This window comes from Paenibacillus sp. YAF4_2 (genome assembly GCF_052113225.1).
GTDB lineage: Bacteria > Bacillota > Bacilli > Paenibacillales > Paenibacillaceae > Pristimantibacillus.
Genome location: NZ_JBFRCT010000001.1, coordinates 424,947 through 447,416, shown reverse-complemented (window position 1 = coordinate 447,416; position 22,470 = coordinate 424,947). Strand labels below are relative to the sequence as shown.

25 protein-coding genes are annotated in these 22,470 nt (G+C 44.8%); 4 read left to right on the top strand and 21 right to left on the bottom strand.

What is annotated here, in order from left to right; all coding sequences use genetic code 11:
• Positions 1-172: 172 nt before the first annotated feature.
• From splB to AB4Y93_RS02180, 4 genes are all read right to left on the bottom strand, one after another.
• Entirely contained in the window at positions 173-1,243 is a 1,071-nt protein-coding gene (gene splB / locus AB4Y93_RS02195) for a spore photoproduct lyase (protein WP_441888509.1), read from the bottom strand.
• 211 nt (positions 1,244-1,454) lie between these two features.
• Positions 1,455-3,371: a pentapeptide repeat-containing protein gene (locus AB4Y93_RS02190; RefSeq protein ID WP_441888507.1), complete on the bottom strand. Its 1,917-nt coding sequence runs from the start codon at positions 3,369-3,371 to the stop codon at positions 1,455-1,457.
• Positions 3,368-5,392 carry a hypothetical protein gene (locus tag AB4Y93_RS02185; protein WP_441888505.1) on the bottom strand — a complete coding sequence of 675 codons (2,025 nt, stop codon included), beginning with the start codon at positions 5,390-5,392 and terminating at the stop codon, positions 3,368-3,370. The genes AB4Y93_RS02190 and AB4Y93_RS02185 overlap by 4 nt, the downstream gene beginning before the upstream one ends.
• A complete protein-coding gene (locus AB4Y93_RS02180) occupies positions 5,389-6,438 on the bottom strand; it encodes a hypothetical protein (RefSeq protein ID WP_441888503.1) in 1,050 nt (349 codons plus the stop codon). The genes AB4Y93_RS02185 and AB4Y93_RS02180 overlap by 4 nt, the downstream gene beginning before the upstream one ends.
• A 267-nt stretch (positions 6,439-6,705) precedes the next feature.
• Here AB4Y93_RS02180 and AB4Y93_RS02175 point away from each other — a divergent pair, with 267 nt between their 5' ends.
• On the top strand, positions 6,706-6,972 hold the full coding sequence (locus tag AB4Y93_RS02175) for a hypothetical protein (protein ID WP_441888501.1): 267 nt from the start codon (positions 6,706-6,708) through the stop codon (positions 6,970-6,972).
• Between the two features lie 49 nt (positions 6,973-7,021).
• On the opposite strand, the gene AB4Y93_RS02170 is transcribed toward AB4Y93_RS02175, so the two are convergent.
• The 5 genes from AB4Y93_RS02170 to AB4Y93_RS02150 form a co-directional block, all read right to left on the bottom strand.
• Positions 7,022-8,233, bottom strand: coding sequence for a winged helix-turn-helix domain-containing protein (locus AB4Y93_RS02170; protein ID WP_441888499.1), 1,212 nt, complete (start codon positions 8,231-8,233; stop codon positions 7,022-7,024).
• Between the two features lie 27 nt (positions 8,234-8,260).
• The gene (locus tag AB4Y93_RS02165; RefSeq protein WP_441889225.1) at positions 8,261-9,019 is read right to left on the bottom strand and encodes a cyclase family protein; all 759 of its coding nucleotides are present in this window, start codon (positions 9,017-9,019) and stop codon (positions 8,261-8,263) included.
• A 157-nt stretch (positions 9,020-9,176) separates the two neighbouring features.
• Positions 9,177-9,713 carry a hypothetical protein gene (locus AB4Y93_RS02160; protein WP_441888497.1) on the bottom strand — a complete coding sequence of 179 codons (537 nt, stop codon included), beginning with the start codon at positions 9,711-9,713 and terminating at the stop codon, positions 9,177-9,179.
• Between the two features lie 125 nt (positions 9,714-9,838).
• Positions 9,839-10,768 (bottom strand): aminoglycoside phosphotransferase family protein, encoded by a 930-nt coding sequence (locus AB4Y93_RS02155; protein ID WP_441888495.1) that lies wholly within the window; start codon positions 10,766-10,768, stop codon positions 9,839-9,841.
• Positions 10,769-10,967: 199 nt separating this feature from the next.
• A complete protein-coding gene (locus AB4Y93_RS02150) occupies positions 10,968-11,327 on the bottom strand; it encodes a DoxX family protein (protein WP_441888493.1) in 360 nt (119 codons plus the stop codon).
• Positions 11,328-11,561: 234 nt separating this feature from the next.
• Here AB4Y93_RS02150 and AB4Y93_RS02145 point away from each other — a divergent pair, with 234 nt between their 5' ends.
• Positions 11,562-12,437 carry a sigma-70 family RNA polymerase sigma factor gene (locus AB4Y93_RS02145; RefSeq protein ID WP_441888491.1) on the top strand — a complete coding sequence of 292 codons (876 nt, stop codon included), beginning with the start codon at positions 11,562-11,564 and terminating at the stop codon, positions 12,435-12,437.
• Between the two features lie 76 nt (positions 12,438-12,513).
• Here AB4Y93_RS02145 and AB4Y93_RS02140 read toward each other — a convergent pair whose 3' ends face one another.
• The 7 genes from AB4Y93_RS02140 to AB4Y93_RS02110 all read right to left on the bottom strand — a co-directional run bounded on the left by AB4Y93_RS02140 (position 12,514) and on the right by AB4Y93_RS02110 (position 17,130).
• Entirely contained in the window at positions 12,514-12,726 is a 213-nt protein-coding gene (locus AB4Y93_RS02140; RefSeq protein ID WP_441888489.1) for an alpha/beta-type small acid-soluble spore protein, read from the bottom strand.
• Between the two features lie 358 nt (positions 12,727-13,084).
• Positions 13,085-13,327: a GNAT family N-acetyltransferase gene (locus tag AB4Y93_RS02135; RefSeq protein ID WP_441888487.1), complete on the bottom strand. Its 243-nt coding sequence runs from the start codon at positions 13,325-13,327 to the stop codon at positions 13,085-13,087.
• Positions 13,287-14,123, bottom strand: coding sequence for an EcsC family protein (locus AB4Y93_RS02130; protein WP_441888485.1), 837 nt, complete (start codon positions 14,121-14,123; stop codon positions 13,287-13,289). The genes AB4Y93_RS02135 and AB4Y93_RS02130 overlap by 41 nt, the downstream gene beginning before the upstream one ends.
• 144 nt (positions 14,124-14,267) lie before the next feature.
• On the bottom strand, positions 14,268-14,456 hold the full coding sequence (locus AB4Y93_RS02125; RefSeq protein WP_441888483.1) for a hypothetical protein: 189 nt from the start codon (positions 14,454-14,456) through the stop codon (positions 14,268-14,270).
• Between the two features lie 88 nt (positions 14,457-14,544).
• Positions 14,545-15,327 (bottom strand): SDR family NAD(P)-dependent oxidoreductase, encoded by a 783-nt coding sequence (locus tag AB4Y93_RS02120; protein WP_441888481.1) that lies wholly within the window; start codon positions 15,325-15,327, stop codon positions 14,545-14,547.
• Between the two features lie 17 nt (positions 15,328-15,344).
• A complete protein-coding gene (locus AB4Y93_RS02115) occupies positions 15,345-15,839 on the bottom strand; it encodes a DinB family protein (protein WP_441889223.1) in 495 nt (164 codons plus the stop codon).
• A gap of 151 nt (positions 15,840-15,990) precedes the next feature.
• The gene (locus AB4Y93_RS02110; RefSeq protein ID WP_441888479.1) at positions 15,991-17,130 is read right to left on the bottom strand and encodes a 5-methyltetrahydropteroyltriglutamate--homocysteine S-methyltransferase; all 1,140 of its coding nucleotides are present in this window, start codon (positions 17,128-17,130) and stop codon (positions 15,991-15,993) included.
• A 409-nt stretch (positions 17,131-17,539) separates the two neighbouring features.
• Between AB4Y93_RS02110 and AB4Y93_RS02105 the strand changes: the two genes are divergently transcribed.
• The gene (locus AB4Y93_RS02105; protein ID WP_441888477.1) at positions 17,540-17,911 is read left to right on the top strand and encodes an iron chaperone; all 372 of its coding nucleotides are present in this window, start codon (positions 17,540-17,542) and stop codon (positions 17,909-17,911) included.
• 44 nt (positions 17,912-17,955) lie between these two features.
• Here AB4Y93_RS02105 and AB4Y93_RS02100 read toward each other — a convergent pair whose 3' ends face one another.
• Complete coding sequence (locus tag AB4Y93_RS02100) at positions 17,956-18,873, bottom strand: AEC family transporter (protein WP_441888475.1); 918 nt, start codon at positions 18,871-18,873, stop codon at positions 17,956-17,958.
• Between the two features lie 25 nt (positions 18,874-18,898).
• Entirely contained in the window at positions 18,899-19,867 is a 969-nt protein-coding gene (locus tag AB4Y93_RS02095; protein WP_441888473.1) for a YbhB/YbcL family Raf kinase inhibitor-like protein, read from the bottom strand.
• Positions 19,868-20,001: 134 nt separating this feature from the next.
• Here AB4Y93_RS02095 and AB4Y93_RS02090 point away from each other — a divergent pair, with 134 nt between their 5' ends.
• Entirely contained in the window at positions 20,002-20,787 is a 786-nt protein-coding gene (locus AB4Y93_RS02090) for a PaaX family transcriptional regulator C-terminal domain-containing protein (RefSeq protein ID WP_441888471.1), read from the top strand.
• Positions 20,788-20,816: 29 nt separating this feature from the next.
• Here AB4Y93_RS02090 and AB4Y93_RS02085 read toward each other — a convergent pair whose 3' ends face one another.
• From AB4Y93_RS02085 to AB4Y93_RS02075, 3 genes are all read right to left on the bottom strand, one after another.
• Positions 20,817-21,410 (bottom strand): YdeI/OmpD-associated family protein, encoded by a 594-nt coding sequence (locus tag AB4Y93_RS02085; protein WP_441888469.1) that lies wholly within the window; start codon positions 21,408-21,410, stop codon positions 20,817-20,819.
• Positions 21,411-21,503: 93 nt separating this feature from the next.
• Positions 21,504-21,905 carry an SRPBCC family protein gene (locus AB4Y93_RS02080; RefSeq protein ID WP_441888467.1) on the bottom strand — a complete coding sequence of 134 codons (402 nt, stop codon included), beginning with the start codon at positions 21,903-21,905 and terminating at the stop codon, positions 21,504-21,506.
• Entirely contained in the window at positions 21,902-22,231 is a 330-nt protein-coding gene (locus tag AB4Y93_RS02075) for an ArsR/SmtB family transcription factor (RefSeq protein WP_441888464.1), read from the bottom strand. Before AB4Y93_RS02075 ends, AB4Y93_RS02080 begins: the two co-directional genes overlap by 4 nt.
• Positions 22,232-22,470 lie beyond the last annotated feature (239 nt).

Here is a 22,470-nt window from a genome sequence, read left to right as displayed (position 1 = left end):
CGCTCTACCATCGTGCACGAAGCCACGGATCATGGAAACTGTTCAATTCTCGAATAACAGCACAACGATGGTGTGATTCGAGTTAATTACTGTATTAATCGTTTTGTATATACTGTACAAAAAACGAAAAGCCCGCAGGTTTACCCTGCGGACTAATGTCTTGTGAACTAAATCACGTAAAATATTCGATTTTCGCTTCTGGAAAATGATCATTGATCTGTTTGTATAAAAATTGTTTAAGTGCGGTTGCCTGATCATCAGGATAAACGTATTTGCCTTGACCCCAACGACCCCACTTGTACTTGCGGTTCTCTTCGTCCATTTCCAGCTTGGATTTTGGATATCGTTGCTGAATAATGTTTTTTGCCGTTTTCGTAAACCGGTGCTGAATTAATTCGAACGTTAAATCCGATCTTGCTTCGGGTGGAAGAGCTTTTCTTAATTGACTTATAAGCTCGGCATACCCATCTTCCCAACCTTCATGCCAAATAATAGGGGCAATAATAAATCCAAGCGGATAACCAGCGTGAGCAACCTTACCGGCTGCGGTAATTCGTTCGTAAAAGTTCGAGGTTCCCGGCTCGAAGTGCTTAATGACGTAGTCAGCATTGACACTGAAACGAAAACGAGTGTGTTTGTTATGCTTCGCATCAAGCAGCGGCTCTACATGGTGATATTTCGTGACAAAACGAAGCCGGCCAAGCGTCTGCTGCCCCATAAATTCGATATATTCCTTCAGCGAACCAGAGATATGCTCTAGACCTACTGGATCAGAAGTACACGCCGCTTCGAATCGGGTAATCTCTGGCGCGCGTTCCTGGATATACTTTTCAGCTTGCTCTAGAATATCTCCGGTATTAACGTAGACGCGTATATAAGGCTTTGCCCCAAGAGTAGTCTGAAGATAACAATAATGGCAATGGCCCATACATCCTGTAGCTATAGGAATGGCATATTCCGCTGAAGGCTTGGACTGGTCGAATTTCAACGTTTTTCGAATGCCAACAACAAGTGTTCTTTTGGCTATCCTATATTTCTCAAGATCACTTTCTCCCGGTAAATTGGTTATTCGATTATGAGAGGTCGTCATACGAATTGGAAGTCCTTGTTCTACTGCCCAATCATGTATTCTTTGGCCTTTCGGATAGTTTAGCGCATCCGGTTCAAAATATACGAGCTCCGGAACGAATACCTTGGTATCACGTGCTGGTGGAGTTAACACTAACCCTGATGAATTTGACAAAGCGAATCCCCCTCAAAGATCACTTCACATTCATCCTTAGGGTGGACTAAACAATCATTTTCATTCAAAAGGAAATTTTCCTGGTTTGAGGTAATGTTCATCTTCGCCCACTGACCATATTTCCCACTAAATGATCTACCTCAATAATCCAATTAAAAAGAACAGGCAAATTAAGATAAGTCCATCCTAATTTGCCTGTTCTTGTTTATATTTACTGCTCATCACTGGAAAAGACTGTTGTCATCAGCTTCAAATGGCAAGGCCCCCTGGAGCCATCCGGGCATGTTGTGCCGGAAGTTGTGTTTCCTAGCACTGTAGCGGAATACGACAGTATTACAGGTATTGGAACCCCGTAGTAATCCTTGTACACCTGATTAAATTCACCCTGCCCGGTCGATATTTGCGCTGACCGCATATCAAGTCCATCCATATTGGCGCCGGTACAGTCTGCACCACGCAAATCCGCTTCGTAGAAGCTGGCATCAGGGTTAGGAGGCTGTGTAGCGGGAATCAATTGCGCTTGCTTGAAGCTTGCTCCGACCAATACAGCATTGCTAAAATCACTGCCAGCTAGTTGCGCGTTGTCGAATTCAGCTTGAATCAATATGGCTTTATTGAATTTGGCAAGATTCATCGTTGCACTCTTTGCGCTCGCAATACCATCTGGATCCAGAGCAGCATAGGTCATAAACAGCGAGCCCGAGAAGTCTACCCCATCGCAGAAAGAACCAGTCAGATTCGTGTTGATGAGGAAAGCATCATCTACAACCGCCGCTTCATGCTTAACTGGGTCTCCTGGAGACGAGGCATTCTCTGAAATCAGGTAGGCACTGTCCAAATTAGCCATCGATAGATTAGCGCCAGTTAATTTGGCCCCTTTCAGCCGTGCATGGGTGAGCTGTGCCTTCTCCAAGTTGGCATTCTGAAGCTGAATCTCATACATTCGGCTTCCATTGAAAGAAGCGCTGTGTAGATCTTTTTTGCTAAAATCTAATCCATCCGGCAGCAGCGCATAGTTTGCATTCAAATCGGCCAAGGTTTCGGGGATATCTGTGATGTTGGCTTCGGAAAGATCCAGGTAAGACCAGTCGCTGCCGAGAAGCTTATACGGTACGACTGCTTGGATAAATGAGGTGCGATCCTTCTCGGATCTGGTGAAGTCAGGCGGATACTGGAAAGATACTTGCGAGAGATCACAATGGTCAAACCGAGTATTATGCATAATCGCGCCGTCCAGCTTTGTGTTCACAAGGGATGCACCGGTTAAGTCTGCGCCTGTCAAGTCCGCTCCGTTCAGGTTTGCACCGTCCAATATCGCGCCGCTCAGGTTCGCGTAGGTCAGGTTAGACTTGGACAAATCTACTCCCCTCAAATTGGCTTTGATCAGCTTGGCATGGGATAGCTGGGATGGTGAAGGTAATATCTTCGATAAATCCGTTCCACTGAAATCGGCATACGAGAAATTGGCACCGTTCAAGCATAGACCATCGAAATTGGCGAGCTGTAGATTGGCATTGACGAATTGAGCATCATGAAAGGATTGCACTTTGCTGAAGTTTGCCCTGCTGAAATTAGCATTAGTAAGATCTGCATTATCCAAGTTCAATCCGGATAAATCTGCACCGGACAGATCCAAATCTCGTGCAGAGTTCGTAATGATCAAGATAGGCAAGAGACTTCCCCCTACCTTGAATAGAGATCCTTCTTCCTTCAATACTAAAGTGCCATCCCCAAATCCAAAGTTGGCTGGGTACCATCCGCCATTGGAGGATTGCAAATATTTCCCGGCATTTGGTCCCGTTGTGGATTGTAAGGATATCTGTCCGTGACCACGATTGATAAGCTTAAACTTTTGTTCATCCCCGATATGGTCGGACGTAAAATTGTGATCGATATTATTCCACAGCATCATCTCGTCATTGTAGTGGCTGTTCCAATACCAGTTCGCGAAAGGGTCCTGGATGGCAACCAGGCTGCCGCCCAAGTTATAAATGTTAAATTCACTAGTCGTTCCACCGCCACCTATACCAACGATAGCAAATCCACCTGCATAGTAATATTCTTCATAAAAGGATTCTACATATCCAAGCGAGTCTGTGTTGAATGTCCACTTTGTAATAGGATTCATTGGATCCCATCCTTTCTTGGCGTGCTTGGCGTCCATTCGCTGACCGAAGGCTCCGTACGGCCTGTTGGAGAGCTGATTTGTTGGAAGTTCAAGGTATACAGATTCCGCCAGAGATCAACGGCCATCGACGCAGCCACCAATCCTCTCTGTGTAACTAAATGGCTGCCGGCAGGCGTGTAAATATCCAGATAGTACTGATCTGCCTCATAACCATTTCCATATTGGCTTAGTACATAGATGTGGCCTTGAATTTCTACGCTCATAGCGAGATACTTCACATCCTGAGCAGCATCGTGGTTCACCAAGCTGATCCAATACGGATACACGGGATCGGCAAAAGCGGCTACTGGATGACCACCGCGGCTGAAAGCCTGAATTCGCTGGTTGCCTTTCTCCAATACATACACGGTCTGATTTGGAGCTATCGCTACCAGTTCTGGCTGAAGCAGCAGTCCCTCCCTCGTGCCTGGCCCAAGCGTGATCATCGCCCATGGTGCTTGGTCGTCCAGCTGGCCACTGGAAGGGATTCGAAGAATCTGTAAAACGGGATACGCGGGATTGACGCCAACAACATAACCATTAGAATGATAGGCCATGGATGCGGGGAGCAGATTGAATCGTCCCCAGCTCTCTCCTGCCGAAAGGTCGAATTCTCGATCAGGACTGCTCTGTGGGACCGAAGGGTCATTGATTGGTTTGATCCGTCTCAGGTGATAACCGTGCTCTGAGTCACCTGTTGGATCCAGATAAAAATATTCGGCAGCTCCTGTTTCCGCTCCCAACTGAGGATAAGCAAGCAACGGAGCTTTATTGAAGCCCTTCGGCGTATTCATTACGCCTGCATTAGGATTCGGACCATATGCAATATTTTTAAAAGCATACAGCTGCAGATTGTCCCCGTTGTCACCATCGACTGGCGGAATATTCATGCCAGATGCTTGCCAAGCATAGCCCAGCAGCCCCATATTAGAATTCAACGTTAACCCTGCCAGATTCTCAAGAACATGTCCGCTCCCTCCTGTTCCAAGGTTTTCAGCAGTTTCTGTTGGAGACTCGACAGTCTCCTTCCATGAATATTGGCCATCCTGCTGAACCAGCAGCTGGTTATGCAAGTAGGTCGTCTGTTCATTGAGCGGATACAACATCTGCTTTACATTAACCGAGGTGACCAGTTGGTCTTTGCCTGGTGTAAGCAGATTATCCAATAAGTCAGATTTACCTCCGCCAACAAGCCATCCTTCCTTGGAATATACAGCAGCCAGGAAAGTTGCTTTTCCGCCGACTGGGACGTTCTTTAGCTCGAATGATAAACTTGCTGCCTTCGGATCTGGAATTACACCTCTGTATGTACGGGTTGTATTGTCACTATATTGCGCTGTGACGATGTAATAGGCTGCGGTAGCTGCGAATTCCGGCTGCTGTCCGTCATCTGCTTCGGCAATGAGAGATATCGATGCATCCATCGTTACGGTTAGTTCAAAATCGACCACTCGCGGAGAAGCAATAACTTCTCCAACGGTTTGAGCCAATTGAGCGACTGTCCCCTCCAGTGCCAAAGCCTTCAGTCCCCAACCTACGACGGGAATAGCTTCTTCGAGCTCCTCGGTGGATAATATCGCAGCTAGCTCTGCTGCAAATTCTGAACCAGTGAGAATCGTGGAGACAATCCTGTCCGCAAGCGAGGCAATCATGTTTTTCACATCGTTGCCTGTATTACTTGAGTCGTTGATGATATCTTTGACGACCGTATAGATGGAATAGACGGTTGGAGCAATAAATTTAACTTTTTTGAAGAGCGTATCGAACATCTTGCTGCTCTCAGTACCTACCGTCATGATCAAGGATACGGTTGGGATGACCAATTCCATCAGGGAAGTTGCCCCGATTCCAATCCACGCCGCGCTCGGAACCGCATCGGAATGGGAATTGCCGTTACCGAGACTTCCAATGGATAGACGGAGCTTGCCAATAGGGTCAGCGGATGGCAATTGGAACGAGAACAGCGAAGAAGATTCTGTCACAGGTATGCCAAGGAAAGTTCCCTCCGGGCTGACGTTGCCGATGAACTTGAGCGACTTGGTACCAAGAAGAAGCTCTCCGCCTCACCAAGTGCATCCATCCATTCCTGTACTTCGAGAAGATTTTCTCCCCTCAGCAGAGCAAGCAAAGCTTCGCTATTCATCTCAATGGGAGTAATACCATCCCCCTTATAGAATGTCGCGTAGACTGACATATGCCGGATGAACGAATTAGTCACCTTCAGATCAAGCTCGAACGAATTGGTCAGTTTCTCAACCGCTACTGAAATGCCGTATTGCGGTCCGCCATCCTTTAAATTGTAGTGATATCCGCTCTGACTTGCAGCTAAGGCAGTTGGATTCTCCTGATTTTCAGCGATGTGGCTGATTCCGGCCTGTACATTCCAACGGATACCACGCAAGCTAGGATCACTATAAATCTTGCTTTTGGTGCTAGCTGAAGCACCTGCGGTAAGATTCAACAAGTACGGGTGAAGCTCATAGGAGTAGAACGGCTTTCCTGCCTTATCCCTAACTGGTTGACCTTTATCGTCCGTTATAACCGTTGGTGTATTCCAGCTGTCCTTCAACTGCTCGAGCATAAAGACCATTTGGCGGAGCTCGTCGGTATCATCCATATGATTTAACACGGTGTCTGAGTGGTCAGGCGTTAGGACCGTTATACTCGGATTGAGAAATAGGATGGCTTTGGCCGTATCGGCCGCAGAAAATACTTTCCCGATTGTAGATGTCGAGATCGCTGCTGCCTTCAGCGTGGGGATACCTTGATGGTCTGGTGGACCGTAGACGCGAATGAATTGAACCTTGGAAGTGTCGTGGGGTATGGAGACACCATAATGAGTGGGATGCAGGACTTCGGACTCGTACTCAAAACCATTGGCGCTTAATGAATCGAAATTATGTCTTACAAGTGGATACGATACGCCTCCTGCTCTTAGAATGAGCGGTTCATCCTGTCCCGTGTCACCCAGAAATCGGAGATCGTAATGTACATTAAGATTTCTGACTGACGGTTGGCTAAGTAACATAAATTACCCCTTTCAAGATAAAATGTTTGGTAACATTATCCAGTTACCAACATGCATATTGTAGTCCATGCTATTGATATATGAAATGAGTCTCTAGAACTACCAAAATAACCTCCATTTTCCGTTAAGTTTCTTTCCAGGCGAGACCTTTATTTATGTTGGGCTGACAGTATCTTACTGCCCTTAGGCAGCAGAACAATCCAATCTATTAATCTTGCATATCCTTAAGAGAATCCATTTCATATTAGGACAAGGAAGTGTTCGATTATGGCTGCTAGGTTGGAACGAAATTACACGGTACATGATATGCGGGACGAGATCCTCTACTTTGACAAATATTGGAGAAGGTCTTTCTCAGGTTCAAAAGCTATTTACACAGCCATCTCCCATCATTCCGTCATAACACTGACAAACACCAAGCCAAGCGGTAGAACTTTTCCGGTCGTTATCCAAACGTACCCAAAAGGCAGCAAAGTAATCGTAATTGGTGTTGCGGTTCATCTTCCACCACACCGTACCAAAAGGCTTGTATAATGCAAAAAGGCTGCAGATCCATTAATCTGCAGCCTTTTCTATGTTAGCCTTAAGAATAATGAACATGATCCGCACCATTAGCTTTTGCAAACAATTGAATGGCCTTCTTCACGTTTTTGCGCAGCTGTGCTGAAACACGAGCTTCAGGTTCAAACTGCAGCAGTTCCACCTTAAGCAAATTTTCTTTCCGGTTGAGGCGCGGGTCCATTCTGCCGATCAGTCTGTCCCCAGCTAGAATTGGCATTGCATAATAGCCGTATTTTCTTTTGTCCGCAGGCGTGTAGATCTCCCAACGGTATTCAAAATGAAATAAATCCTCAAGCCGTTTACGGCTCCAAAGCATATTATCTAATGGTGGTAAAAAAGTAATCTGTTCAGCTTTCGCTTCTAAATAGCTGCTATCCTTGTCAGCAGTTTCATCACAGTGTGCCATTACCCGTTCCACATCTGAAGATAATACATAATAAGGGTGCTTAAGATCTTCTACCGCCACCTCCGTGATGATGCCGCATTGAATGAATTGCTTGATCGCTTCACGGCGCTCTGCAGCACTCAGCTTCAGCCAGCCAAACCGAGAGTCGGATGGCTCGAATACGCGGTAAGCACGGAAATATTTAAGCAGCATTAACCGCTCTGCTTCCTCCATATCCAGGTCTTCAGCTGTCTTGAGCAGCTCATCTGGAACGCTTCGGCTTACCAGATCAAATAGCCTTTGATTGCCTTCCCTGCCGACAATGCGAACGTGAGCCGCATCAGTCAATAGGTTTATCGCATGGGAGGTCGCTTTCGTTTTTGCTTTTGCATTTGTATTTTCCCAATAACCATGAACCCGTACTTCTGATTCAAAAGCCCTGGCTGGCAATGGCCCCTCATCCTGAAGCTTGTCCATTACCTGCTCCGGTACAGGCTGCAAAGCTTCTAACGCGGATAACGTATGCTCACGGATTCGGGTCCTGGTAGGCTGAAATATAGGATAATGCTCCATCGGAATCATGCATGCTGCATTAGCAAAGTATTCGAACACTTCATGATTACTGAGTAATTCATTCATTAGGCCGGGCTCATAGTTGGCAACTCGGGCAGACAACACCAAATGCTGATTGGCTCGTACGGCAGCCACTGGATCGATTTGTACGCATTCTAATTGTCGTATAACGTCTAGAACCTGCTCCCTACTTGTCGTTTCGTTGAGTCGTGGTTGCAGCAGCAGCTGTTTTTCTAATAGAAAACGTCTGAGAACTTGTTTTGTTGTATGAATCAAAGATCGTTTCCTCCCATTTTGTCAGTCTTATTCCTCCACGATTGCGACAGGACGTGCCCAGCCTGCACTCGCCTTTTCCACTTTAATCGGGAAGCAGGATACCTTGAACCCAAACGGTTTTGGGATCTGATCCAAATTGGCCAGCTTCTCGATCTGGCAATATTCCCGATCCTTGCCGACATAATGCGCGGCCCATAGGACGCCTTCCTGAGGCTGCTTTTTGTAGGCTTCAGCTTGCAGATTGAGAGGGATATCCCAGCCCCAGCCATCAGTTCCAACTACCTTGATGCCTTGATCTAGCAGCCAAACCGTTGCTTCAGCTGATACACCGGCATGAAGGAATGCGTAATGTTCGTTGTATAAGCGCTTGTCCGCATCACTGCGAATGAGAACAATATCAAAAGGTTTCAATGTGTAGTTTATTCGTTGTAACTCGGCTTTCAGATCGTCCGTCGTAATCTCGTATCCCGGCGGCTTAGTGCTGAAATCAAGCACTACACCATCAGAATAAAACCATTCGAGGGGCATTTCGTCAATCGTTCTTGCTTGCTTCCCTTCCGATGTTGGCCAGTAGTGCCATGGTGCGTCGATATGAGTACCGGCATGTGTATTAAGGGTCACGGTTTCTGTTGCCCATGCTTTGCTTTCTGGAAAATCCTCCTGCTTAAGTCCGAGGATCGCCGCGGCTTGCAGTGCCCCTGCTTCATGGCTCGAATACTCGATCTTTGCCGGTAGTGGTTCTTGAATACGTGGACTAATAGGTACGCTTAAGTCGATCAGCTTCATCATTTATTTCTCCCTTGTCTCCCGAATTTCAAGCCCATTATACCATATTGCCCCAATTTCAAGATCATATGATGGACAACGAAACTGCAATCATTGGTTCTATTTGAAGACAAAAAAAGCCGCGATTTACGCGACTTTAATTCATTGTTATATCAGATCAGCTTTTCTCGTCTGCATCCCATCGATGTCTGTACTTCGTGAGATTGGGATGAGCGTCCGGTGGCGGCTCGGTTATGATTAGACGAAGCTTTCCGATCCACTCCTCGAAGGAATTAAACGAGGCAAATGCGTTTGCCGTTTCTGGCGATACATATAGGAACAGTGGCTGCGGATAGACATCCATCAAATGACGGATAGCTGCTTCAATAGGTGTGTACTTCTTCCGCTTACCCTCCCAATTCTCTACGGTTATCGTGCCATCTTCTCCACTTTCCCGACGCCAATCAAACAAACGATCTTCTCGTATGTAGTAAGGCTCAATTGGACGTTTCCACATTCGTCTTGCCGTTTCCTCATGTAAGGGATATAGAACAAGCTTGGCGAACGACCGTGCTTTTGCCAATGCCGCTGTATGTGTCAGCTGTTGCTCCGTTACATCCTGGAACGTATCGTAATACACCAGCGTTCCTTTCCCTGAATGGGAGTCCTTTTCCTCAACGTAACCAAACGGCACTTTACGGACGCCTCGATCCATAATATCCCTCCAAGCCTTTATTGCCTCCTAGTATACCCAAAAGAAGCCGTTATCTCTACAAGGCCTATCGTGCAGCAATTACAATCCTAGATTTTCGATTCGGTTCTGAAAGCTGATTATATTGTTTATGGTTGTTTCAAGTTCAATAAAAAATCCCTTGTAACTTGATACGCATCGGTCCATCCCATTTTTGCGTAGAAACGTAGTCCATCAAGTCCCTTGAAATAATAAGCGCCGGTTAAGCGCTCCTTGAAGTTAGGAATTACGATATTGGCTTTCTCTTGTTCGTCTTGGTAAGCCTTAATGATATCATTCCAGGGCATATGCCGATCGAGAATGGCAAGGTCTACAAGGTAATCGCCGTACATGCAATTGCCGTCTATGATACCAGTAATTCGTTTGCCATCCGATAAAATGTTCCACTGGTGAAAATCCCCGTGTACAAAGTTCCTATGCGGTTCATTATATGGAATGTATGCCGTTAAACGATTATAGATCTCTTGATATACGTCTTTTTCCAAACAAGATGTTCGAAAGAGTTCATACCAGTTCTCCCAGAACGTACCCTTCTGATCCTCCGCATTAACAGCAACTACAAAATCCTTCCAAGATGTGTAGGCTCCGTTGCCGTCTGGCCCGATCCATCCGTACCCTTTTGTTACCCGGACATTCACATTTTCCATTTTCGTCAAGATGCCTATAAGCTCCGGTAACTGATGAATTTGTCCATCAACCGTGCATTCGGCAAGGTTGCGCCCGTCCATCCGCTCCATGATTACGTATGCTAATCGGTCGATTTTCCCCAGCGCCAAACATTTAGGAAAAGGGATGCCATGACTAGACAACAAATTCGAAACAAAAAATTCTGTCTCATACGCGCCCTCTAGGTCACTGAACTTCACGATATAACCTTTGCCTTCAAGGGTGAAGGAAAACACATTGCTCAAGTTTCCGCCTGTCAGAGGTGTAATCTCGGCTGCACCAGGTCCAAGATGCTTCTGCAACACGTTCTCGATTTCACTCACTGCCAAACTTGGTTTCATATAAGCCGTCATCGTTCCAGCTCCCGTTCTCCAAATGATTCGGTATCATCTCACTCATTATTATCAAAAGTATAGCATTATTGATCTGTAGAAAAACGGTTTTAACAAAACTATCCCTTTGTACTACTTCAGTGTTCCGAGCTCATTCCATCTTGTCATGAAACGGCAGCCGATCTATTAGACCGGCTGCCGACGTAATAATTGAGATTCATTAAATAATCAGACCATCCGAATTAATGGCAGTTAGAATGATGATTAACACTGCGAAAACGATAGCTGGAGCCGTTTTATTAATCGGATCTTTTACCCTTAGATGTGCTAGGCATGCTAGTAACATCGTGATTCCAAGCCAAATACCTGCCCATGCGATCATCCAATCATACCAATATCCAATGATGAGTGCTGCACTACCGACTAACTGGACAATACCTGTGACGACACGGAACCACTGGGGAATGTCAAGATTCTTGAATATATCAACCCAGTATTTGGCCCCTGCTATTTTTGCACCACCTGAAAAGGCATAGTATAAAATCAACAAACTTTGAAGTACAATCGAAAGAATTGTCATTTAGAGTATCCTCGCTTTACTATAATGTTTTATTGCTTCAAAATATTGATTAGCTTAATCATCCCCTCAGATTTAATGTTCTTTCCTTGTCACTAACTATGTCGTAAGGCAACATGAGAACGTGACAGATACACTGAAATTTATTTTTAAGATATTTCTTTCCTTACTCTTTGTCACGTTTGAACAGTTTGATCCGACATATAAATAAAAAGAACGAAGGAAGGTATAGGATAGATGAATGATCCAAGTGGGCTTGTTGAACAATTCGAGAAGCATCGGAATCACCTGCATGCGGTGGCTTACAGGATGCTCGGATCTACAAACGAGGCGGATGATGCGCTTCAGGAGTCATGGATTCGACTGAGCCGAACCGATAACAGCAAGGTGAATAATATGGGTGGATGGCTGACGACTATAGTATCCAGGGTTTGTCTAGATATGCTGCGCGCTCGCAAATCTCGGCGCGAACAGCTTATGCTAGTTGATATGCCTGAGCTGGTGAATAACCAACATGACGGCAGCGATCCCGAACACGAGACATTGTTGGCTGATTCTGTTGGTATTGCAATGCTTATGGTCCTTGGCAACTTAAATCCCGCCGAACGAATTGCATTTGTGCTACATGATATTTTTGCCTTGTCTTACTCGGAAATCGCACCAATTATCGGGCGTAATGAAATTGCAGCTCGACAGCTTGCGAGCCGTGCACGTCGTCGTATTCAGGGGGCTAAAACGACAGCCGATTCCGAGGAGTTTAAGCGAAAACGGGAGCTTGTAGATGCTTTTCTGACTGCTTCACGTTCGGGGGATTTTGAGAAGCTTATAATGGTCTTGGATCCCGATGTTGTACTCCGACAGGATCCAGCATTTCCTCCGGTTGCAGCATGGCCAATTGTGCATGGTGCGGAAGCTGTGGCCAAGGGCTTTGCCGGTCGTGCTCAAGGTGCACGGTTGGTGCTCATAAATGGCTCTGTTGGCGCAGTCGTCGCTCCTCGAGGTAAAATGCTCTTTGTACTCGAAATTAAAATCGAAGAAGGCAAAATTATCGAGATTGAAATGATTGCCGAGCAATCGCGTATTCGTCAGCTCGATATAGCGGAATTGAAATAATATAGGTTGTGAAAATCAAACAGGCTGCCGTTCATTATGAGCGGCAGCCTGTTAATTAATCTATGTTTATTGTTTATTAACGAAAAGTCTGAGCTCCACCCAGGCTTTGTTCGGCAATCTCAACTAAACGTCGAGTAATTGAACCGCCAATCTTCCCTGCATTATACGTTGTTAAATCTCCGTTATAACCATCTTGCGAGAACTGAATACCAAGTTCAGAAGCCACTTCGAATTTCAAACGATCTAATGCCGCGGATGCTTGTGGTACAAGTAACGAATTCTTAGCCATTGATAAGCCCTCCTGATGTGAAGTGATTTGTGTTGCTGAAATTAATTTCTCCATAATAAACTAAATTATGCAAAAATATTTGGAGTATAAAGCTAACTACACCGCGATATGAATGTCGGATCATACCAAATTCGAGACTGTCACTGCGTGACATCTTCCTTTAATCGAATCTTCATTTAACCATTCCTAAGCTCAACCCAACTTAAGAAAATGGCTGTTCTTTTCAGAACGAGTTAGAACTGAAAATCCTATGGACTGACTGATAAAATAAATGGGCTATAGGATTGTCTGTCTTTAATACAAGCATTTGAAAAGTGATTTCTTGCTTCAGCAATAACGAATTCCATTAGCATCCTCCCTATTCCATTCCAAATCGTCGTACACTTGGCGAAATATACAGTCTACGAACTCGCCCAATTTCTTGGCTATCAGAATAAGGATCTTGATTCAAGCCGCACACTCCTACGATTTCATTACTATTTATAGCGATAAAGAGTGCTTCCCCATCCTTATCAAATCTGTTTGTTCCATCCTCATATTCTGTTATCAGCCGAGTGAGATTACGATGTCCCTCTCCCCTGTTCGTCAACCTCGGCAGCATTCAATTTCTCAAGAATTCTACGCTTTCGGTACATCATTCTACCCGTTTCAGTGACATCTTGAAGGGTTGAACGATTCAGATAAGCACCGAATAGGATGCCCGCGATCGGAATCAACTGAGCTATCTTTTTCCATCCAAAGTTATCCCTGTAAGTAAGCATGACCTCTCGCCAGCCTTGGAGCTGAGACATAACCTGTGCGCTTTGCTCACTTGAATGGAATGCTGCAATATCCTCCAGAATGGCTTTCTTGCCAACGATGTCGGAGGAGGAAAACTGCAGGCACTTCACAATAAAGATACGTTCGGATTTTTCTGTCGGGTCATAACCGTAGCTAATCGCAATTTCCTGTAATGCTTTAATTGAGATGCCCAGCAGGAGTGGAATGTCGATGGCAAGTGTGAAAATACCTCCTATTCCCGTAGTAGCACCTTGCATAGTCGCTGTGTTGCTGCTTGATTTCGTAATGCTGTCGGCTATCTCATCCATTCGGATAAGCGGCAGCTGTCCGATCCGGCTTAAGTCCAACTCAGAATCCCGATCTTCATTCGGGAAAAATTTGCGGTACATCTGCTCCTTACTGATCAGATAACGACCGCCACTTTGTACGTAGCTTCCGAGCTCATCCAGCGCCAATCCTATTTTATCCTGAATAAACTTTGGAGTGAGGCGGTCAAGAATGGCAAAGGGCAGTCTGCCGAGTTTTTCCCAGAAAAAAAGATCCTTCTGATCCTGTTCCCATTGCTTGATCTGTCTCAATTCCTCTTTTAAATAGGATACGTCTTCTGTTCTTGTCATGATGGACGGACTCCTCGCTATTATTTTCCCTTTAGCCTTACATACTGTAAAAAGCAGCGAAATGTTTCATTAAATGCCTGATTAGGTACCTCTTGGTGGAAATAAGAAAACCGCCATAGGTTGGCGGTATGGTTGTATTGTTATTTAATTATTACCAATTACCTCAGCTGGTACAAGTGATACAGCCCTTATTACAGCTTCGGGGTGGAGCAGACTGATGATCTGCTTCGCTTCAGCAATATCCACTGCTCTAACATTTCTGTAAAACACCACTCCATTGGGATCGTGATATTCCACTGAAAAATCAATTTGTTCATTCTCCATATGTGCCACTTATTAATTCCCCCTCATAAAATAGTCTACCCGGTACTTCTTTTCAACCTTATTGGAACCATCTTTCCCCTTATTATATGTACTTTTATTAAAGAACTGCTGCCTTGCCGCCATCGATATTGACCGATGTACCTGTTACGTAAGAAGCTGCTTCGGACACGAGGAAGGTGATGACTTTTGCAGCTTCCTCTGTACGTCCGATTCGTCCGAGCGGAATGTCGTGACGTGGATCGGCAGCGAATTCATCCCATGTCAGATGAGGTGCCGTTACCTGCCACATTCGCTCTATCTGGTCGCTTCGGATCAAACCGATGCAAACCGCGTTCACGCGTATACCATCAGGTGCTAGATCCTTGCTCATTGCTTTGGTCAGCGCGAGTCCGGCTGCACGACTTACCGAAGTTGGCAGCGATGAGCCCGAAGGTGTCTTCCCGCCGATCGCTGTGACATTGACTATCGCGCCTCCACCGTCCTGACGTAAAAACGGCAGTGCTGCACGTGTAAAATGCACCGCGCCGAATAACTTCAAATCCAAATCCGCAGACCATGCAGCAGCATCTACTGCTTCAAACGGCTTTGCTGCCGAAGTGCCTGCGTTGTTCACCAGTATGTCGATACCGCCAAATCGTTCGGCAATCACCTTTACCGCGCTGTACACTTCTTCTTCAACGGATACGTCAGCCACGATGATCAACGGCTCTATACCAGTCTTCGCCGCGATTAGCTCTGCAGCTTCCTTTAGCGGTCCCTCACTCCTAGCAACAAGAGCTACTTGAGCTCCTTCGGATGCAAGAAGCATCGCCGTCTGGAAGCCGATACCTTTACTGCCACCCGTAATGATGGCTCGTTTTCCTTTAATCCCTAATTCCATACTGTTCAAACACTCCTTTACTGGTGGATTTTTACCGTATCAAATAATCCTCTGCCAATCAAGTTAGCCGTAACCGGCTTTAGTCCGATTTCTCGGGACCAAACAGACAATTGACCCATGTGATGGATCTCATGAGCAATTACATGCCGCATCACTTCACCGTATTTATGGGGTACTCGTTCCCCTTCGTCCGTGATATCAATCATAATTTGGTTCTCCAGGTTGTCATTCCACGCATAGACAAATGGTGCGAGCTCCTCATGGCAACGCGCGGATAAATCGATGATATGCTGTAAGCTTGCAACTTCCTCGAATGGAGGGATTTCAATCTCCTTTCCTTGAATACCTCCGATGATCCAGCCATATTCAACAGCCACAATATGATACAACGTGGGAAGAATGTATCCTAAACCGCCGGTACGTTTCTTTACCAATTCTTCCTCATTCACCTTCCCACACCAGTCAAACCAATCGTTACGAACCTGCCAGTTATACTCGAAAAGTTTCAACATCATCCATTCTTCCTTTCGAACAACGTTATAGGGAGTCCTTCCTGTATATTCCACTAGGCTAATAAACTATCCTGCAAGTAAGTTGAAAAGCTGCATCGTATATAAAAAAAAAGCCGCGGAAAATTCGCGGCTTTAGAGTATTGTAAAAGGCTTATTTCCAAATCTCTTCAGCAATTTCCTTAATAAAAGCTAGCTTACGCCATTGCTGCTCCTCTGTCAGATGATTGCCTTCCTCTGTTGAAGCAAAACCACATTGCGGGCTTAAACAGATCCGGTCGAGATCAACATATTGCTTTGCTTCCTCGATACGGTTCAGAATATCTGCCTTGCTCTCAAGCTCACCAAATTTAGAAGAGAACAGACCAAGCACGACCTGCTGATTCTCTTTTAGGAAACGAAGAGGTTTGAAATCACCTGCACGTTCGGTATCAAACTCCAGATAATAGCCGGAATAGTTATCGATACTAAGCAAAGTTTGAGCGATTGGTTCATAACCTCCACCTACTCCTGCATAAGTCGAAACATAATTACCACGGCATACATGTGTCGTTATAACAAGATCATCAGGAAGGCCGGCAACAACCTCTTCGTTCAATCTCGCGAATTCGTTCGCATATTCGACAACATTCATACCAATCTGCTCCATGAAGGCACTAAACTGTTCATCGCAAAGCGCTCCCCAAGTACAATCGTCGATTTGGATACTGCGACAGCCGGCTTCATAGAGAGCAAGTATAGAAGCCTTGTATGCTTTCGTAATATCGGAGAGAAGTTCTTCCCGGTTCGGATAAATCGTTTTCGTGCTTTCTTGATTTTCTGCTCGATCCAGCTCGAACAAGAATTGCGCAGCTGCAGGAATCGATTGGCGTGCAACAACGTCCTCTCCGGCAATTCCTTTCAAGAAAGCATAATGCGAAACAAACGGATGCCGGCTATAACCTATTCTACCTGTCAGGCGGGCTGTTTCGGGTCTGGACTCTGCACCGTTGAATTGGTAGCCTTGATCAATTATGGTGCGCTCTACGCCATCAAATCCCCAGAAGAAGTCCAGATGCCACCAGGAGCGGCGGAATTCTCCGTCGGTTACGGCAAGAAGTCCAACCTCTTTTTGCTTTTGTACAAGCTTAACGATTTCGGCGTCTTCCACTGCTTTAAGCTGCTCAGCGGCAATCTCACCGTTTTGGAATTGCAATCTAGCATCTTTCAACGCGCGTGGCCGCAGGAAGCTGCCCACGATATCATATCGAAATGGAGTAACGGATCGTTGTTTAGGGTAAGTTTGTGTAATCATAGTTAATCTCCTTCTACCGTGAATTCATTATAGAAGTAAGATAACATATCCGCGTGGTTATAAAGGAATACGAATAACCTATAGCTGGTTATATTCAAAAGCTATAACAATCCGTTAAAGGATCAGTTTATTACTGTATATCTTTCGTCTCTCGGAAACATTTAATAATGGTACATCAGATAATTGTAGGATTTGATGCGGTATTGGATCAGATAAATTTATTAGATCTGTAAATGAACATACACTCTCCAAACGTAATAATTTCTTCGGACATAGAAAACCCGCCTTTCCATTACTATGTAAAGCTGTTCTAAATTAATATAGAACATAGTCTACCTATTAACCATGTTGTTTGCCTAAAGACATCCTGCTATCATGAAATAAACATTGTCCTTCAGGAGGGAACGACTTGGAAGTATTTGAAGAGTTTTTAGGAAAGATGGATAATCCGGACCAACGAGCCCGAGCGGAGGAAGTTTTTAATTGGGTAGCTAGCACATTCCCAACTCTAGTACCAAAGATCGCTTGGAATCAGCCTATGTTCACCGATCATGATACGTTTATCATTGGCTTTAGCGTATCTAAGCAGCATTTGGCAGTTGCGCCTGAGCGGGCAGGAATGATTTTTCTCTCTGATGAAATCGAGAAGTCTGGTTATGACCACACCAAGCTGTTGGTTCGTATCCCTTGGAAGAGTCCGGTTGATTTCTCCTTACTCAAGAAAATGATTGAGTTCAATATGGTAGATAAAGCAGACTGCACTACTTTTTGGCGGAAATAGATAAAATGAAGTAGCTGCCGAATATCGGCAGCTACTTTTTTGCTTCAAAACCCGCCAGACCAATAAATAAGAACGGGAAGATAAAGAAAGCTTGCAGCTGTCGTCATTGCTACGTTGACCGACACCAGTTCCTTGTCTCCCCCATACTTCTCCATAAGCACAACAGAATTAATAGCAGAAGGCATAGATGATTGTACGAATAATACAGAAGCTTCAAGTCCGTGAAGTCCAATCAGTTGAATGGTCAGAAAAGAAAGTGCGGGTACACCTACAATTCGCATTACTATAGATATCCAAAGTTCACGGCGCATGCTGGCACGCCAATTTGTTTTTTTGAGCTGCATACCTAACATGAGTAGAACGATAGCAGCATACGCTCCACCAATTAGCGAGAGTCCTGCATTTAAGCTTGTTGGCAATGGGATTTGGAACAAATATAAGACCAGACCTATTGCTGCAGCATAGATTAGAGGGTTACGTACCATTTTAGCAGCAGCTTGTTTAGGGCTGAATGAACTGCGTGAGGCAATATATAATCCAAGCGTATTCACTAGTACGATGTGAAGGACTACATTCGTAACTCCAATGGCAAAGCCAGCATTACCGAATGCTAGGAGTAACAAAGGCAATCCGTAATTATTAGAGTTGGCAAAAATCGTTGTTAGTTCCATTGCCCGTGAAGATGGCATATCAAATCGAAATAATTTCCCAACACCCCCTGAAGCCACCCAGCAGAGAATAGTCTGTATCACAGTAAATAAGGCTATGTGGGCAAAAGCTGAGCTATTCAGATCGCTGCCCGATACAGCGCTCACGATGAGGCAAGGCGAGAGTACGAACAAGCTCAAATCCGCGAGTACTTTCGAGTCAGGTGACTTATACTTCTGATAGACATATCCGAGAAAGCAAGCTAGTAAGATCGGTACACTAACCGTTCCGAATAATGAGATATAACTGTGCATGGACTTGCTCCCCCCTTATAAAATACTAATTTTGATGAACAAATCCGTCTTGCTTGGAATAGCCAAGCGAATGTGCCAGAAGAAGCGGTTCTAATTGTTCGAAGAATACAGGTGCTGTAGCTGGCAGTTCAAGCTTGGTGGTGTCAAGTGCATAGACGGCAAGACGATAGAGATGATCACCGGAATAACGTGGAGGTTCTACTCCATAATAATGATTTAATTCTACAGAACCGTCTGAGAAATGGCCTGAGGCACCCTCGTCGATTCCTCCAACTGATACAGGTATGTTAAGTACGCTCCAATGAATGAAGTTATCTGCAATCGGGTGAACATCATACATCACCACGGCAATTGATTTCGTACCTTTGGGCACGTCTTTCCAACTGACCGGCAGGCTGATATTTTGCCCGTAGCCGTGTGCATATTTGTCTGGGATGCTATCGTACGCCGTGAATGCATCTGACCATGCTCGGAAGTCAGATTCTGTAGATACGGTTGAAGCGGTCAACATTCGGTTTGCTGAGTCCCAGCGCAACTCTAGACCTAAGGCTGCTTCGATTATTCTGGAGGATACCATTACATTCCCGTGTTCAAGAACAGCTTCATGATCTAGTTCGTATTCAACACCATTAACCGTAACTTTCGACTCTCCTAGTTTCTCTCTGGCTTTGAAACCATCTCCTTCAGCCAACCACGATTGCGTGGTATTATTCCATTTCACAATCGCTCCAGCTGCTTCAAACACCGCGCGAAGAGGAATAAGCATTCGTGTATTCTCCATTTCGCCCTTAGCTTCGAGCTTCTTGCCATTCACAGTCAGGCTGAACGGCGTATTCCATTGGCTATAGCTTGCTACATTGCTAGCGACATCTTTTTGAATAGTTGACGAAGATGAAGTAACATCCTCAGCTGCATATATATTCGGCACGGACAAGCTTAACAATAACCCGGTAATCAAAGTGTATTTTCCAGTTTTCAAGGCAGCTTTTTTCATAAGTTTCAAATCTCCTTCGATAGGATTAGAATATGTGTAAACGAAGCAGCGCTGATTTGTAACAAAAATTTGTGTTGTCGACGCTTTTTATGTTATATTTACTTATGCAGATTTGTCAATAGGAGTGAAAAAATATGTTGTCTGTAGAAAAGCAAATGCTCTTCTTATTATCCAAAGCCGATCAGCTGCAGTCACAAGAACTTATTCGGATCTATGAGAAGCGAGGGTACTCTGCCCCTTATATACGTAATGGATTATCTAAGCTGAAAAAGGAGCATTACGTCGATACCCCTTCTCGCTCTACTTACAGCATTACGGAAGCTGGACGGATGTATATCCGCTCCATTAATCGCAAACCGGGGCTTTATTCTGCTGCTTGGGATGGGACCTGGCATCTAGTTCTGATTTCATTCCCGGAGTCGGAGCGTAAACGCCGTGATCAATTACGCGCTGATTTGCTCCAAACGGGATTAGGGCTGCTGTACAGTGGAGTGTATGTTTCACCATGGCCCTACCGGGAAGAAGTCATAGAGTTGATTCATAAGCATCAAGCCGAGCAATATGTATCTGTATTTTCTGGAAAGATGGAACATGGGGAAATTACTACGAATCAGGCAGAGGAAATTTGGCCTTTGAGTGATATCACTCGGATCTATGAGGAGAAATTGCGCTGGTACGAGGAGCAATTTGAGCCCCTGCTTACTTCTTCACTAAACGATCAACCTTTGGAGCTTTTTATCCTATTCTTAATTTTAGGAGAAACTATCAATGAGCTCTATCTCATTGACCCCATGCTTCCCTCTAAGTTGCTTCCTGCTAATTGGAGAGCCCGTGAAATACTTAAGCGATTGACAGATTGCTTGAACAAAATAATCGAAGCCATACCTTCTGACTCCGACTATGCTAGGTTTGTAAAATAGTCAAAATAAAAAGCCGCAGCTTTGCGGCTCTAATCATTTAATCCTTTTCCATCGAGAATTTGCTGCATATACTTTTCAACTCTTGATTCTCGTGTTTTGGATTGCTTCGGTTGTGAGAAATGAAGCAGGTATGCTCTTTGACGACCAGGAGTTAAGGATTCGAACGCTGTTTTTAAGCCATCGACTTCATCTAATTTCATCTGGAACTCTTCAGGAATCACATATTCATCGTTCTTCTTATACTCTATCTCCAGGCCGGATTTCTCAACTTCAATAGCATTCTGAATATAAGCTTTCAAGATGTCTTCCATCTCTTCGATTTGCCTGGCACTGGTGAACCGGATCTGGCGCCCTGCCTGCACATTCTCCGTCTGTTGGATTAGAATGCCATTGGGATCTTTCATTAAAACCCCTTTGTGAAATAGAATCGCACAATATTCTTTGAAACCATGAATTAATAAGATGTTTTTATCATTTAAAGTATAACAAGGATGCATCCATTTATAATCTTCGGTCAGCTCAAACGAAAGAATAATCGATCTGAGCTTCTCGTATTCTTCTTTCCAAGTCTTAGCCTTACTAAAGAAAGCATCAGCTTTAGTAAATAAAGTTTTATTGGTCATAATGGAATACTCCCTTTCTGTATTACCACTGTTCAACCTAAACCGGCTGCAAAACATCTTACAGCCGGTTTAGGTTTGACTAAGGTGAAGTGGTTAGGCTGCAAGCAGCTTCTCAAGCTGACCGCACCATTGTGTAACGCCATATCTAGCGCCTTCCAGTCCTTGAACATTGGAGAAGCCCGTTTGTTCAAGATGAAGGTTAACCTTCCCGTCTCCTAAATCCTGCAGCGACCAGACCACGGTATGCTTTTCTGCACCTGTAGCTGCTGTATAAGACAATACTCGGTTTGTTTCGTCCACGACCAAAACTTCGCAGTTAATGATGCCATCCCACCACTCGTTTGGCTGAGCACGGAATTGAAATTGATGTCCAACAGTAGGCTCAAAATCATTTTCCAACACCCATTTGGCAAGCTTGCTTGAATCGGTTAATGCGGACCAAAGCTTCTCGATTGTTGTCTTGTACTGAAAATCCAATGTTAATTCTAAACTCATATTTCATCCTCCTCGATTAGTTGGTTTAAACGCAGCATATTCATACTCCAGAACTTGCTGTAGAAAGCTACCCAATCCTGCACCTCTCGAAGTGGAGTAGCGTTTAACCTAAACAACGTTTCTCTGCCTACTTTACGGTCAAGTACGAGTCCGGCTTCTTTCAGGATGGTCAAATGCTTAGATACCGCTGTACGCCCCATCTGAAATTGTGCTGTTAATTCATGGAGAGGTAACTCCTCTGTCTGAGCTAACAGTTGAATCAGCCGGCGTCTTGTCGGGTCTGCAATCGCGTCAAACACATCCCGCTCTTGGTTGTTGTCGCTCACAACACCCTCTCCTAATTGTGTGAATCTCCCCTTAATGGGACACCGTTTGGTGACATTTTTATTATAAGACACCGTTTGGTGTCGTGTCAACAGCAGCTCTTCACAAAATAAAATTTAGATAACTATGTAGGACAACGGTGAATAGTATGCCCTTTTTAGGCTAATTGACTAACATGGAAGCAATAGCTTCTCCTGCACGCATATTAAAAAGCCGCGAAGATTATTTCGCGGCTTTCTAG